The sequence below is a fragment of the Marinifilum sp. JC120 genome (genome assembly GCA_004923195.1).
In the GTDB taxonomy this organism is placed as follows: domain Bacteria; phylum Desulfobacterota; class Desulfovibrionia; order Desulfovibrionales; family Desulfovibrionaceae; genus Maridesulfovibrio.
In genome coordinates, this window is sequence record RDSB01000002.1 from 133,387 (window position 1) to 148,458 (window position 15,072).

Consider the following 15,072-nt stretch of genomic DNA (forward strand, 5'->3'; position numbering starts at 1 on the left):
TTCTCCTTAAGAGTTCTTCCAGATATTGGTTATCTCGGGCTTGATGGACTGGTAAACCTCGATGGCCTTACGCACAGCGTCAACAGTACCCACAGAAGAGTAAGTTGCCCCGGCGATAGAATCGATGTCTCCGCCCTTTGCAGAAACCTGCATTGAATCAAGGCCATGACCTGTGAACTTACCGGTAAAGGACGGATTCATGATCTTGTCGCCGAGACCGGGAGTTTCGGTCTGGGTGGTGATGCCGATACCAAGCAGCTCATCATCATCCACATTAAAGCCGACCATGACGCCGATATCGCCGGAATAACCGGGAGCAAAGGCCTCAAGTGCGATGCCGACCAGCTTGCCGTCCTTCATGGCCGGGAAGACGGTCACATCTTTTATTTTTACACGTTCCTTGATGGGATCGTTGTCGCGATTATCGAGAACCGAAAGCAATGCGGGCCCCTGCACATAGGTCAGGACCTGCTGTTCGATCTGGGATTTGGTGGCCTGCTTCAGGTTAACCAACACCGCACCGGAAGTGGCACAGATGATGGAGAGGACCACGAGCATATGAAGTATTTCGCGCATGACTTACTTGCCTCCGAAAGGTTTGGGACGCACGCGGTCCAGCAGGGGGGTAAGCAGGTTTGCCACCATGATGGCAAAAGGCACACCGTCGGGATAAACGCCGTAGACCCGGATAATGATAACCATGGTCCCGGCAATAAGCCCGAAGAGAACCTGCGGAATCACACCCACCGGGCTGGAAGCAACATCGGGAGCGAGAAAGAAGGCTCCGAACATTACTGATCCGGTCAGCAGATGAAAAAGCGGGTTGGCATACATTTCAGGATCGATCATCCAGAAGATGGATGCGGTAACGGCCACGCCCACGAGGAACGCTGCGGGGATGAAAAAACGCACCCAGCCGGTAGCGATGAGGAAAAGCCCCCCGGCCAGTACGGCAATGATCTGGGATGCGCCCAGTCCGCCAAGCTGCTTACCGAGGAAGAGATCCATGTAGTTGAACTGCTCAAGAGTATCGAAGCCGAAGTACTTAAGCTGATCCAGAGGCGCGTTGATCATAAAATGGGCGAGGTTCGCATCAACATCCATGGCAGCAGGCCAGGAGAGGCGACAGAATGCCCATGCAACCAGAGGCGCACAGATCGGGTTGGAGCCGAAGCCACCAAAAACGGTACGGCCCATGACGATGGTCAGGATTGCGCCGCAAGCCACCAGCCACCAAGGAGCACCGGCGGGCAACAGGAAGGCGAAAAGGATACCTTCGTAAAGTGCGGTGTAGTTATCGACGTTAACGTCGCGTTCCTGCATGCGGAGGCAGATTACCTCGGCAAGAACGGCAGCGGTTCCGGCAATACCCACAGTCGCAAGAGCGGGCAGGCCGAACATATTGAAAGCCATGAGCAATGCGGGAACCAGAGCCAGAAGATGATACTGCATCATCTTCTCCACGGTACGCTTGCTGCGCCAGTGAGGAGCAGGCGAAACCGTAAGTCTGACCGCAATGTCGGACATTGCTTTAATTACTGGAGGAGTCATATTTTAACCCTTGAAACTTGTATGTTTAACCGCAATCCGGCTGAACCCTGTATGATTATTCAATCAATATTTAGATTCCAGTAACCCCAATTTTAATTAGGGAGTGCAGAGGGGCTTAGTCCTTCTGCGCGCCGGAGGCGAAATCAAATCAACAAAAGCGCGAAGCGCAACAAACTGCCTTTAACTCTTCTCTGCCTGACCACTGACCAGGAGCTGATCCTTGGCAAAGCGGATGTACTGAAGAATGGGACGTCTGACCGTACAGTTGAAGGAACAGAGACCGCATTCAAAACAGCTGTGCAGGTTGTGCTTCTCAGCCATTTCAAACATCTCATACTCGGCGTAACGACTGAGCATGTTAGGCTGAATACGGGCCGGACAGCTGAGTACACATTCGCCGCAGTTAATGCAGGTTGCGTCTTGAATGGACGGGAATGTACCCGCCGGAATTACGAAAAGGCCGTAATCGCCCTTCTTAACCCCTTCATCAAGACTGTAGATAGCTTCGCCGCGGAAAGGACCGTCGAGAACGACCTTATCGCCGGACTTGATGTCGATATCCAGTTCAGCACAGATGTGGCGAACGGGGGTCCCGAAGAGCACCCGGTAGTTCTTACCATTAATGGTCATGACGGTGTCGGTCACCGGCATTCCGGTCTCAACCACTCTACCGATATTGTAGAGGTCCATTACGCTCAAAACCTTGGTGTCATCGGGAAATTCCTTTCCGGTGACTTTCTTGACCACAAGTGCGTCAAGTGAATTCGGATACTTGGGCTTAACAGTCACCCGCTCTGCTCCGGCAAGTTCGTATGAAGAACCGGCGGCAACAGCGAGAACGGTATTAACCGGATTGATCAATGATTCGGCAAGACGCAGACCCGCATCAAGGGTTCTTTTTTCATCCTTGAGCAGCTGTTCGGCCACAGTAATACCCGGTTCAGGATTAAGCCCGTTGATGACCAGATTATCAGCATGAGAGGAAAGCGCGGCAATGTTTAGGCCAAGCTCCTGCAAAGTACGCAGCAACTCCTTACCGGGTCCCATGGATTTGATATCTATCGGCTCAACACTCTCTTCACCGCCATCGGATTTGATGGTCAGGTGGTGATAGTTTACCTTGGTGGCCTTACCGGAAAGGGCCGCGCTACAGGCAGCACCATATTTAGATGGACGTTCGGCAAGGAGTTCACCGGCGGCCAGCTTCTGGCCTTTCTTGATCTTCAGGATCTTATTGCGCATGGAAATATTAAGTTCCGCAGGCGCAGTGATGTCTGAAATTGTGTTCTGAACTTCAGATTCGAGGGAATAATGTATTCTAAGCATGAGACCTACCTCGCATGGCAATCGTAACAGGAGTCTTCACCGTAGGGGCCTCCGTCACTCTCGTGACAGTCCATGCACTGAGCGTGGAAAGCTTCAGCCCGCAAGGGAATGCTCTCGGTATCAGGCTTATCCTCTTCTTCGAGAGGGCCTGTGGGAACGTCATCATGACAACGCAGACACGCTTCCTCACTGGGAAAGCTCTTCTGATGGTCAGCCCTGAACTTGGCATCAAAAGCAACCGGATGGCAGCTTCCGCAGGCTATCGGTCTTTCCTGACCGATGTCATCATGGTGACAGTCAGAGCATTCGTAACCATACTCGTCCGCATGGACAAAATGAGTAAAAATCACCCTACCGCCACTGTTATCCAGAACAACACGGGCCGGATTTTCCTGCACTGTTGGCGGAAAAAGAAACCCGGCTATAGCCGCAACGGACAAGACAGCAACAATTAAAGTTATTGGAATATATCTGTTCTTCAAACGGATCATCCTTAATTTAGAAAGATTCAAGATTAAGGCACAAAGGCCGGAAACTACCGATTAGAAGCAAAACCTATGCATCAATTTGCAGTTTCATCCTCCGGTAAATCTTTAAAAAGTGTATGGAACCCTCTACCCACAGCCTTTAAGAAAGATTCAGTCCGCCCCCGCGGCCCTCTTCCTGCACCTTTTGGGAAAAGCACAAAGCGAAAGAAGAGCCACGAAGGCAGCTAGTGATTGGTCAATCATTCAGTATCTATTTCGGAGTAACCCTTTCCAAAAAATACCATTTCGGTCAAGTAGGAAATAGCCTACTAACCAAAGACCAGAGCCAAAAACAATTGCCTGAAACCACCGACATCTGAGTAGCAAGTGCCGGAGACAATTGAGTATTCATTCAGCTCATGTAAGTAAGCAAATACTATACCACGATTTTATAAAAACCTATTTCAAAAATTATTTTAACCACTCAACACACTGAAATAGATAAACTTAACAGTTCCCATTAAACATTGTGAAAAAAATATTATAATTTACGACGAACTTTGCCTCTCTTCTTTTTTGTGCTTTTTTGCACAAAGTCTGAAAAACAAGAGTCCGAAATACAAGACACGACGAGATAAACACCTGATATAAAGGTTATTAACAGCGTAAAGCAGACGCCAATAATAGTCTTTTTTTCAAGACACTCGACTATTAAAAAGATCACATTCTAAATTATTTACCAATAATATAAGGTAGATAATCATTTTGAAGACATAATTCGAAAATTATTTATCTGAAAATTCGGAACGGCGCTAAATAAGCAAAGCTAAAGCGAACAATCGGCAACTTTGTTCAGGACAGAACATATGGATGCAGTAATATTAGAAGTTTCCCCAAAGGAAGTTGGTGAAGATGGATATTTGAAGATAGCAACGAAAGTTAAATCTTTCCTAAATAACCGCCAAGACTTTATCTCAATTGAAATATTTCAAAGCCTTGCAGATGAAGACTAGGTCTTAATTCTATCACTCTTGAAAGATTTCTCACTATACTTTGCAGATTAACGAGGACTTTCGTACTGAATGTGTCAAAACACGCTCATATTTTATAATTGCTCCTATCTCAACAATCTATATAATGATATAGACTAGAAATAAATATGTCGACACAGGCATAATTATGCACGCATTATAGTATTGGAGAGAGGCTCAAAAGGATCTCTGGGGAGGGATTGCTTTTGGTAAAGGGAACAAAGTATTTATAATCAAAAAGGGTGTCATGACTTTTTCAATCCGAAACAAGATAGTATTGATGGCAGTGGTTATTGCATTGTTAACAGCCACATCAATCTTCCTGACTGTTAACCATTATGTTGGCGAAGGATTTTCCAAAGAATCGATCCGCAACATTTCCACCATGAAAAAAGTTGTTGACCGCCATATTGACAGCTTATCCAAAGGATTCCGGGAAAAAGCGGAATTAATGGCCCGGGACATTGACCTTATCCATTCCATCAAGCTGGGCAGCTCTGAAGAGTTACAGAAACACCTCCGCACCCTTATGCAGGAAACAGAATCCGAATTCCTGACCCTGACGGATGCAAACGGCGTAGTTCTTGGTCGTGCCCATGCCAGCAGCTTCGGGGATAATGCCCAATCTCAAAAAACCGTGAGCAAAGCATTGCGTGGTGGGGTAACATCAGGAATCATCAGGGGTAAAGAAATTCCCTTTTCCCTGCGGGCAACTGCACCGATCAAGGAGAATGGTAAAGTTATCGGAACAATTTCCCTTGGGACATCCCTCTCAGACAAAGACTTCGTCGACGATGTAAAAAATTTCTCCGACCTCGAGGTGACTGTATTTAAGGGTGATACCCGAGAAATGACGACTATCATCAAAAATGGACGTCGGGCCGTAGGCACAAAGATGACTAACCGGAAGGTTACTGCAACTGTAATTGATCAGGGCCAAACCTTTCTTGCCCGTAACAACATCCTAGGAATTGATTATCAGACAGCCTACTGGCCCATTAAAGGCGTGGACGGCAAAAATATCGGGATGTGGTTCATTGGAATGCCTATTGAAACCATGATCGCCGCCCAGAATAATGTAAAAACGTCCTCGCTGATGGTCATCGCCGTCATCCTGCCGCTCATCATGCTTGCAGCGTGGCTGTATGCAAGGTCAATGTCCCAACCCATCGTCGAGGCCACCAAGTACGCTACCCGTGTTGCAGAAGGCGATCTCGACCATGTCCTTGAAATCAAAACCCGCGATGAAGTGGGAGTGCTGGCGAATGACCTAAACGCCATGGTTGTCACCCTCAAGGATAAAATCAGCGAAGCAAACGAACAAACCCGCCTTGCAGCTGAAGAAACGGAAAAAGCGCAACAGGCTACACTTGAAGCAGAAGAAGCACGCAAAGAAGCGGAAAATGCTAAACGAGAAGGCATGTTGCAGGCTGCCCGCGAGCTTGAAGATGTTGTCGAAATAATCTCAACGGCTTCTGAAGAACTTTCCGCCCAGATTGAACAGTCGGCAACCGGGTCCGACATGCAGAGCCAAAGGACCGGGGAAACAGCCACCGCCATGGAACAGATGAACGCTTCCGTACTTGAAGTGGCCCGCAGCTCGGGCGAAGCATCTGCAACAGCCGGCGATGCCAGTGAAAATGCTACCAACGGTGCCGGTGTGGTCAAGCAGATGCTCTCTGGAATTGATGTGGTTCATGAATATTCCGAAGCCCTTGAAAAAGAAATGGGGGAGCTTGGTGTAAGTGCTGAAAAAATCGGGCAGATCATCGACGTGATCTCTGACATTGCCGATCAGACTAACTTGCTGGCCCTTAACGCTGCCATTGAGGCTGCTCGGGCCGGGGAGGCCGGACGTGGATTCGCTGTCGTAGCAGATGAAGTCCGCAAGCTGGCGGAAAAAACCATGACTGCAACCAATGAAGTTGAATCAGCAATTGGCGAAATCCAGCGTGGCACAAAACTGAGCATGGGCCAGTGTTCCAATACTGTTCAGGAAATCGGTAATGTTTCCGAAATGGCTAAAAACGCCGGGAGCTCACTTAGCGAAATCCTCTCACTGACCGATGCGGTTTCGGAACAAATTCAGGGAATAGCAGCAGCATGTGAGGAACAGTCCGCCACTTCAGAGCAGATCAACCGGGCTGTGGATGAAATCAACAATATCTCAACTGAAACAAACAGTGCCATGCGCCAATCAGCAGAGGCGGTATCCGACCTCGCTGCGCAGGCCCAGCAACTCAAATCCATTATCGATGATATGAAATCTGCATAAAATACGGCCGGTGCGTTTTCACGCACCGGCCTCTTTTTAATCAGCTAGTTGAACAATACGACACAACCTTATTCCGTCCCTCTGCCTTAGCCTGATATAGACACTTATCAGCATGCTTCAGGGCAGTTTCAATATCTTCATCAGCGCAAACCATTGTTAGGCCGATGCTTACGGTAAATCTTACGACATGTTCTCCGGAGCGGACCTCCAGATTCTCAATTGCCTTACGCAATCTTTCCGCTACCTGAATGGCTGAATCCACCCTGCCGTGAACCAGCAGGGCCGCGAACTCTTCTCCCCCGAGCCGCCCGAACACATCTGATGTACGTAAGGTGTCAGAACAGCATTTGACAAATTCTTTGAGAACCACATCCCCCACGCTATGCCCATAGGTATCATTGACATTCTTAAAATGATCGATGTCCAGCATCATGAGGTAAAGCTCGCCGCCGTACCGGGTCAGCCGGTCCAGCTCGGTCTCAGCCCGATCCATGAAAAACCGTCTGTTGTTGGCCCCGGTCAAAGGATCGGTGCTGGCAAGTCTTTTAACCTCTTCGAACATCTCTTTCTGTACAGTAATATCATGGGCGGTAATGCTGACCAGCCTATCCTCGCCAATTGACGAATCAACAGGATGGTAGGTAACTGAAAAATAACGTTTGCCAACCAGCGGTAAATCTATCCATGCTTCAAACCCAGTAGTCTGTCCCGCAAACGCAGAATCAATCAGGTCTTTAGTACGGGCCTCAAAAACATCTCTTCCTGTAATATCACATACCTGCTTGCCAAGAAAAAAAACTTTGGGTTTATCGAAAAATGTAACATACGACTCGTTAACCATCACATAACGATAATCAGAGTCGATCAGAGCAACTAAATCAGGGCTAAGCTCAACAAGGCTTTCGAATTGAAGCAGCCTTCTTTCGGCCAACCTGCGCTGTCCCACTTCATGTGCCATTGCCGAATTGACATGTCTTAAATCGCCAAGGGCACGCCGCAACTCCCCGGTACGCTCCTCCACTTTGCCTTCCATCTCCTCATAAGCCTCTCGTAAAGCTTCGTCCGACTGTTTGCGGCGAACGATATTCCACATACCTTCCATAAGCAGGCTCAGTTGGCGCACGTCCTCATTAGAGTATTCATCTTCCTTGTTTCCAACACCCACGAGAAGCACTATTTCGCCATCATCAAAAACCGGAACATTCATATGCCTGTTGATGGGGACATGTCCTTTAGGAAGTCCCCTCTTAGCTTCACACGCGCCGTAATCATTAAGAATCATAGGACGGCGTTGCCTGATGGCCTCCCCCCAGACCCCAACATCCTCCACATTATAAATATCAGGAATAGACTCAACCGAACACTGGGGCATGACACTGCGAGACCAGGCATACAGCCTGAGTTCTGATTTATCTTCATTAACAAAATAAATATAACCGATCTCACTTCTGGTGATTCTGACCGCAGCCTCCAGAGCAAAATCATAAAGCTTATTCAGAGGGGCCTCGGCCATGCTGGCCAGTGACGAAAGGGCTTCAAACCTGATCTCGTTCAAACGAGCTTTCTTCTCACCCTCCAGTACCCTTGCCTCAGCTTTCTTACGCTCTGAAATATCCCTGATAATGGAAACGAGTACCCTGAATCCCTCAACGTCCATAATGGAAGCACTTATACAGGCTTCGAAAACACTACCACTCCGGTCCAACAATTTAGTCTCGAAATCCTGCACATGCTGTCCAGAGGAAAGTAAATCGATCATTCGAGACCGGTCCTCGCGAAACCTATAACAATCACTAGCATTGGGAGGAATGGCGGTTTTGTCGATATAACCAAATAGTTCTGCGGCCCTAAAATTCCCACCAAGTACGGTTCCGTCCTGGTCTGTTATGACTACAGCATCGGGAGAAACTGATATAAATTGAGAGCAGAGACTTTTACTGGCAAATAATTCCTGAAACTTCTCACTTAAATAAAACACTTCTCCCCCTTTAAAACAATGACTACTGTACTAAAAACCATACACAATCACTGAAATAAGCACCAACTTTTTACTTATTTACCAGCTTTCCTTCCAATAAGAAGATTCATTGCAGACGAAAAACAACGTTTACGAACCAACAAAAGAACAATGATGGATGAAAGAGCCGTGGATGAGACCAGCATGAACATGACCACAATCTGATAACGGACCGCTTCTTCAGGGTCGGCCCCGGCCAAAATCTGCCCGGTCATCATACCGGGTAGAAAAACCAGCCCTACCCCCATCAGGGAATTGATGGCCGGGATCATTCCCGCGCGCAGGGCATCGCGAAAGATCTCAGCAGTAGCTTCCTTGTAATCCGCCCCGAGGCAAAGCAACATTTCCACCTCAGCTCTGCGGCTTTTGAGTTCGGAGAAAAACCTTTCAAGTGAAAGGGCCAGTGAATTCATAGAATTTCCCGCGATCATACCGCCAATGGGAATAAAATACTGCGGGTCCCACCATGGCTGGGCACCGATAACCACTTTGGTAACCAAAATGGTGACCAACGAATAACTGAACATGACCGCCAGTCCGGTAGGCATGAGGTAAGAGATATTCTTCTCCTTAACCCGCCCGTGGATGATATGGACTGAAAAAATGGTCATAACCAGATAAAGAGCCATTACCAACACGGCACTGTTTAACCCGAACAAAATCTTGAGCAGATAGCCCATGGTTAGCAGCTGCACAAAGGAACGCAGCACCCCCACTGCCAGATCCTTTTCCAGTTTGAGCTTATAATAAATGGAGACGGCCCCGGAAACGGAGACAAGGCTCAAGGCAATAAGCAACTGCGCCCAGGTTATGGAAATAAAGGCACTGTTCATGAGAGCACCTCCACCCTGCCATCGGAAACAGTAAGATGCATGTGCGGACAGCTGGGATGGTAGCTGGTATGATTGACCATGAGTACAGTGATCCCTTCAGCCGCCAGCTCTTCGGCAATCCTCTCCACCCGCTCCCGGCTTTCCCGGTCAAGAGCACTGGTGGGTTCATCGAAACAAATAGCCACGGGTCTAGGCAGAACCGACCGGACCAGGCAAAGACGCTGACACTGCCCCACGGAAAGGTCCGATGCTTCACTATCGAATAAGACTTCCCCAAGACCTACCCTTTCCAGCCATCTCTGAAGTTCTTCATCAGAAGGCACATCCACATCTTTTCTGACATTAAAAGTAAACGGCATGAGCAAATTATCACGTACTGTACCGGGCAACACAGTGGGAGTCTGCTGCACAAACCCGATCTTCGTCCGCAACTCCGGGGGATAGATGGACTGAATGGACTCACCTTTTAGGAGGATATCCCCCTGTCCGGCCTCCTCCAACCGCACAGCTAAACGCAGCAGGGTGGACTTCCCGGCACCGGAAGGTCCGGAAATAAGCACAAACTGCCCCGCAGGCACGGCAAAAGAGACATCACGCAATCCCTTACCGCCCGGCCAGATAAAAGAGACATCTTTAAATTCAAGAACAGGAATCTCTCCGGCGGAATCCTCTTTGAGGGGTATATTCACTTTGCAGCTCCGTAATGCATTCACGATTGTGGGTCAGGACCCGCTATAAGTATTTGGAAATAACCAAACGTACAACCATCTTTAAGTTTACGTCTCAGCTGCAAATGTAATCAATTAGTAATTTCTGACCATGGATTTCACCACATAGATATTATATTCCACCCCGCTAACGCAATAGTTTCAGAACACATGAGAAACAGAAACGGTTGCCAAAGGTCCGGCTCGGATATATCTTTTAGTTAATGAATATTCGGAGGAAACATGGGCAGTAAGAACAAAGCAACAATAATTTCCAGAAGGCAAGCTCTGAAACTGGCAGCCGGAGGCACACTCGGCATATTGAGCGGATGCGCCATCAATCCGGTTACCGGACAGCAGCAACTGATGCTGGTTTCCCAGCAACAGGAAATTCAAATGGACCGCCAGAACTCCCCACACCAGTTTTCCGCAGACTACGGTGCGGTACAGGACAGCCAAGTCAACAATTACATGACCAGCGTGGGAATCTCACTTTCCTCCAGCAGCCACAGACCGGATATGCCCTACTCTTTCCGCTGCGTTAATGCCAACTACGTTAACGCCTATGCCTTCCCCGGCGGAAGCATTGCCTGTACCCGCGGCATTCTGGTCACCCTTGAAAACGAAGCAGAATTAGCCGCACTCATGGGTCATGAAATAGGACACGTCAATGCCCGGCACACAGCCTCACGCATGAGTTCATCCATTGCCGTACAGGGCATCGTTGCTATCGGAGTTGGGGTTGCCGCCACTCAGGACAGCCGCCTTGTTCCGCTGGCCGCCGGACTGGGCGGAATCGGGGCCGGCATGCTGCTGGCAAGCTACTCCCGCTCGGATGAACGGCAAGCAGACAGCCTCGGCATGGAGTATATGGATAACACAGGCTACGACCCGGAAGGGATGGTCGGACTCATGGATGAGCTGGAAAAGCTGCACAAAAGCAGTCCTTCCTTTGTGCAGCAGATGTTCGCCTCCCACCCCATGAGTTCGGAGCGATATGCCACCGCAGTAAAAAAACGGGATACAGTTTACGCAAACAGCCACGGCAAACTTCTGCGCGAACGGTACATGGATAACATCGCCTCAGTACGCAGAATCAAACCGGCTATCGTGGAGATGCAAAAAGGCGAAGGGGCCATGGGCAAGAAAAGCTACTATGAAGCCGAAGACCATTTTTCAAAGGCCCTGCGTATTGCTCCCAACGATTATGCCGGACTGCTGCTCATGTCCAAATGCCAGTTGGCACAGGGCAAATCCAGAGAAGGTTTGCAATATGCCCAGCGCGCCAAGAATCGTTATCCTCAGGAAGCTCAAGCCCTGCACATGACCGGAATGCTCAGTCTTGAAAACCGCCAATTCAAACAAGCCCTCTCTAACTTTGATGCATATGAGAAAAAGCTACCCGGCAACCCCATGACTACTTTTTACAAAGGAGTCTCCTACGAGGCCCTTGGTAATCGCGACATGGCCGCCAATGAATATTACCGATTTCTCAAGGTCAACAATCAAGGCGACTATGCAAAACATGCATATGACCGGCTGATCGGCTGGGGTTATCTGCAATAGACTCTTCAACATCTGTAAAAATACCCCGGAGCTCTATCCGGGGTATTTTTTGGCTTTATTGACCCAGCCCTCAAAATTATGCCATTAATAATCTGAGTATCCCCATCGCATTCAAACGGGAACAAGCGATTTTGCGCGTTACAGGCTATTGAAAACATATTCCTGCGAACCATAGATAACTGCGAGGTCACATGGATAAACTCAAAAAGTTTTCCCCTGTCATTGTTGCAATTGTTATGGCCCTCTTTCCCACACCGGAAGGACTACAACCCGAAGCATGGTATTTCCTTAGTATTTTCGTCGGGGTTGTTGTCGGCTTAATTGTGGAACCTGTTCCCGCCGCCCTTGTAGGTCTTGTAGGTGTAACCGTAGTGGCGATACTCGGTCTGGTTGATCCCAGCGCTACGGCCAGCCGCAACTGGGCCCTTTCCGGTTTTTCAAACGGAGTAATCTGGCTGATCTTTTCAGCTTTCATGTTTGCCATGGGCTACAAAAAAACAGGGCTGGGCAAACGCATCAGCCTGATCCTGATCAAACATCTGGGTAAAAACACCCTCGGGCTGGGGTACGCCATCGCTTTTTCAGACTTAGTACTCTCCCCGTTCATGCCCTCTAATACGGCCCGAAGCGCGGGAACCATCTACCCCATCGCCAGTAACATACCGCCCATGTTCAATTCCACCCCGGACAATGAACCGCGTAAAATCGGCTCCTATCTCACATGGGTGGCCTTTGCCGCAACCTGCGTAACCAGTTCCATGTTCCTGACTGCGCTAGCCCCTAACCTGCTAGCCGTAGACCTGATCAATCAAGGCACCGGAATCTCCATTCAATGGGGTCAATGGGCCAAGACCATGATACCGATCATGCTCCCCCTTTTCCTGCTGACACCGTGGCTTGCTTACGTTGTCTACCCGCCTACCCAGAAACATTCTCCGGAAGCCCCGGCATGGGCAGCTGATGAACTACTCAAAATGGGCAAAGTCAGTACCAAAGAACTGATGATGCTCGGGTATGCCGTCGCCGCACTGATCTTCTGGATTTTCGGTAAGGAGTTGGGCGTAAACAGTACAGTTGCAGCCATGTTTGTACTTGCGCTGATGGTTCTCACTGATGTCATCAATTGGGAGGACGTCATTACCAATAAAGCCGCATGGAACGTATTAATTTGGTTTGCCACCCTTGTGGCCATGGCCAGCGGCTTGAAAAAAGCCGGGGTACTCAAGTGGATAGGCGGGCTTGTTTCTACAAATCTGCAAGGCATGCCGCCGGAAAGTGTAGCCATTATGCTAGTCGTCCTCTTTTTTGCGCTGCATTATTTCTTTGCCAGTACTACTGCGCACACCACGGCCCTGATGCCCTTATTTATTGCGATTGCTCAGCCGCTACTTCCACCTGAGGCGATGCCGATGGTCGCACTTATGCTGGCGGGCAGCCTAGGTGTAATGGGGATCATCACCCCTTACGCCACCGGCCCGGCACCTATCTGGTACGGTTCAGGTTTCATCAGTCAGGCCCGCTGGTGGGCTTTGGGAGCTATCTTCGGCGGACTCTATCTAATCTGCATGGTAGCAGCGACCATCTTCTACATCTAAAAGAGACTTCTAAACACCTAGACCCGTCTGCATTTGCAGGCGGGTCATCTTTTTTAAGATTTATAAAGATCATCTCATTCCCCTAGCTGAAATCTCCACTTCATGCTTAACTTAAAGGCAAAAAAAGGAGCGCAGATGCAAAAACATATTTTTCCATTAATCGCGGTCACAATTCTTCTTTCTACCAGCGCATGGGCCGGAAACTACCCCATCGTCGACAGCGGACAGGAGGCCTGCTTCAACAATTCCCGCCAGATTAACTGCCCGGACCAAAGTCATGGATTCTACGGGCAGGATGCTCAATACAAAGGCAATCAACCGCGTTACAAAGATAATGGAGACGGCACAATCTCCGATCTGGTCACTGGGCTGATGTGGGTCAAAGAACGCGGCCCTGCGGTCAATTGGCAACAGGGGATGGACGGAGCCGAAGATTGCCAGATTGGCGGATACGCAGACTGGCGCGCCCCGAACATCAAAGAACTCTACTCACTAATCGACTTCAACGGCTGGGTGCAGGGGACTGAAAAGGACTCCACCCCGTTCATTAATACGGACTACTTTGAATTCAAATTCGGCGACACTTCCAAAGGACAACGCATCATCGATTGTCAGGACTGGTCCTCAACCACTTACGTGAGCACAACCATGGGCGGCAATCCCACGGCTTTTGGAGTCAACTTTGCGGACGGACGCATCAAGGGCTACGGAAAAAAAGATCCCCGTGGTCGCAGCAGCAAATACATCCGCTACGTGCGCGGAAACCCCGATTACGGGAAAAATATTTACGTGGACCGCAAGGACGGAACCGTTGAAGACAAAGCCACCGGGCTGATCTGGCAGCAAGCCGACAGCGTCAAGAAGCTTAACTGGAAAGAAGCCTTGAGCTATTGCGAAAACCTCAATCACGCCGGACGCACTGACTGGCGGCTGCCGAATGTAAAAGAGCTTCAATCCATTGTAGATTACTCCCGCAGCCCCAAGACCAGCGGCACCGCAGCCATTGATCCCATCTTCAAGGTCACGGACAAGGAATCCTACTACTGGTCCTCAACCACCCATATGGACGGCCCCAAACCGTCCCATGCCTCATATGTGGCTTTCGGGCGGGCTTTGGGCTATTTCGCGCCCCCGCGCAGCAGCAATAAAAAATGGATGGATGTCCACGGAGCCGGAGCGCAACGCAGTGATCCAAAATCCGGCAACCCCGATGCATTCCCCAACGGACGCGGCCCGCAGGGTGATGACATACGCATCTACAATTATGTGCGTTGTGTAACCGGAGGCGGAGTAGAACCCTATGATCCGCCCTACACCAAAATCCCCACATGGAAAGGCGGTTCCCCTAATTCCTTCTCAGATGGCATGGGAACTATGGGTGGTAGCAGACAGGGATTCGGTAAAAATCAAGGAATGGGCAGAAATTCCGGCATGGGACAAGACATAATGCAAGGCGGCATGGGTCAAGGACGCGGCAACCGCCAAGGTCCTCCCGAAGAAGCTTTCACCGCCTGCAATGGCAAATCCCAAGGGGATGAGTGCACAGTTGAAACCCCGCGCGGAAAACTTTCCGGCCTGTGCATGAGCCGGGGCGAGCAGACTTTCTGCGTTCCTGAAGGGCATGGACGGGGCGGAATGCGCGGTGGAGCTATGCAATAAAAAAACAGCCCGGAATGGTTAACCATTCCGGGCTGATGTCTGCAT

At 49.4% G+C, this 15,072-nt stretch carries 11 protein-coding genes and 1 pseudogene; 5 read left to right on the forward strand and 7 right to left on the reverse strand.

From position 1 onward, the window contains the following. Positions 1 to 6 precede the first annotated feature (6 nt). The 4 genes from D0S45_03270 to D0S45_03285 all read right to left on the reverse strand — a co-directional run bounded on the left by D0S45_03270 (position 7) and on the right by D0S45_03285 (position 3,359). Positions 7 to 576 (reverse strand): RnfABCDGE type electron transport complex subunit G, encoded by a 570-nt coding sequence (locus D0S45_03270; GenBank protein TIH19215.1) that lies wholly within the window; start codon positions 574 to 576, stop codon positions 7 to 9. 3 nt (positions 577 to 579) lie between these two features. Continuing rightward, on the reverse strand, positions 580 to 1,551 hold the full coding sequence (locus D0S45_03275; GenBank protein TIH19216.1) for an RnfABCDGE type electron transport complex subunit D: 972 nt from the start codon (positions 1,549 to 1,551) through the stop codon (positions 580 to 582). A 180-nt stretch (positions 1,552 to 1,731) separates the two neighbouring features. Beyond that, on the reverse strand, positions 1,732 to 2,877 hold the full coding sequence (locus D0S45_03280; protein TIH19217.1) for a 4Fe-4S dicluster domain-containing protein: 1,146 nt from the start codon (positions 2,875 to 2,877) through the stop codon (positions 1,732 to 1,734). 5 nt (positions 2,878 to 2,882) lie between these two features. Then, positions 2,883 to 3,359 (reverse strand): cytochrome C, encoded by a 477-nt coding sequence (locus D0S45_03285; protein TIH19218.1) that lies wholly within the window; start codon positions 3,357 to 3,359, stop codon positions 2,883 to 2,885. A gap of 851 nt (positions 3,360 to 4,210) precedes the next feature. On the opposite strand from D0S45_03285, the pseudogene D0S45_03290 reads away from it, so the two are divergent. Continuing rightward, positions 4,211 to 4,354 (forward strand): annotated as a pseudogene (locus tag D0S45_03290) (antibiotic biosynthesis monooxygenase). Between the two features lie 268 nt (positions 4,355 to 4,622). Beyond that, complete coding sequence (locus D0S45_03295; protein TIH19219.1) at positions 4,623 to 6,650, forward strand: methyl-accepting chemotaxis protein; 2,028 nt, start codon at positions 4,623 to 4,625, stop codon at positions 6,648 to 6,650. 40 nt (positions 6,651 to 6,690) lie between these two features. On the opposite strand, the gene D0S45_03300 is transcribed toward D0S45_03295, so the two are convergent. The 3 genes from D0S45_03300 to D0S45_03310 all read right to left on the reverse strand — a co-directional run bounded on the left by D0S45_03300 (position 6,691) and on the right by D0S45_03310 (position 10,189). Further along, positions 6,691 to 8,628 (reverse strand): diguanylate cyclase, encoded by a 1,938-nt coding sequence (locus D0S45_03300; protein TIH19220.1) that lies wholly within the window; start codon positions 8,626 to 8,628, stop codon positions 6,691 to 6,693. 74 nt (positions 8,629 to 8,702) lie between these two features. Beyond that, positions 8,703 to 9,500 (reverse strand): iron export ABC transporter permease subunit FetB, encoded by a 798-nt coding sequence (gene fetB, locus D0S45_03305; protein TIH19221.1) that lies wholly within the window; start codon positions 9,498 to 9,500, stop codon positions 8,703 to 8,705. After that, positions 9,497 to 10,189: an ATP-binding cassette domain-containing protein gene (locus D0S45_03310; GenBank protein TIH19222.1), complete on the reverse strand. Its 693-nt coding sequence runs from the start codon at positions 10,187 to 10,189 to the stop codon at positions 9,497 to 9,499. The genes fetB and D0S45_03310 overlap by 4 nt, the downstream gene beginning before the upstream one ends. Positions 10,190 to 10,450: 261 nt before the next feature. Between D0S45_03310 and D0S45_03315 the strand changes: the two genes are divergently transcribed. From D0S45_03315 to D0S45_03325, 3 genes are all read left to right on the forward strand, one after another. Continuing rightward, on the forward strand, positions 10,451 to 11,773 hold the full coding sequence (locus D0S45_03315) for a peptidase M48 Ste24p (GenBank protein ID TIH19223.1): 1,323 nt from the start codon (positions 10,451 to 10,453) through the stop codon (positions 11,771 to 11,773). Positions 11,774 to 11,964: 191 nt separating this feature from the next. Then, on the forward strand, positions 11,965 to 13,368 hold the full coding sequence (locus D0S45_03320; GenBank protein TIH19224.1) for an anion permease: 1,404 nt from the start codon (positions 11,965 to 11,967) through the stop codon (positions 13,366 to 13,368). 135 nt (positions 13,369 to 13,503) lie between these two features. Then, positions 13,504 to 15,027: a DUF1566 domain-containing protein gene (locus D0S45_03325; GenBank protein TIH19225.1), complete on the forward strand. Its 1,524-nt coding sequence runs from the start codon at positions 13,504 to 13,506 to the stop codon at positions 15,025 to 15,027. The last annotated feature ends 45 nt before the right edge of the window (positions 15,028 to 15,072 follow it).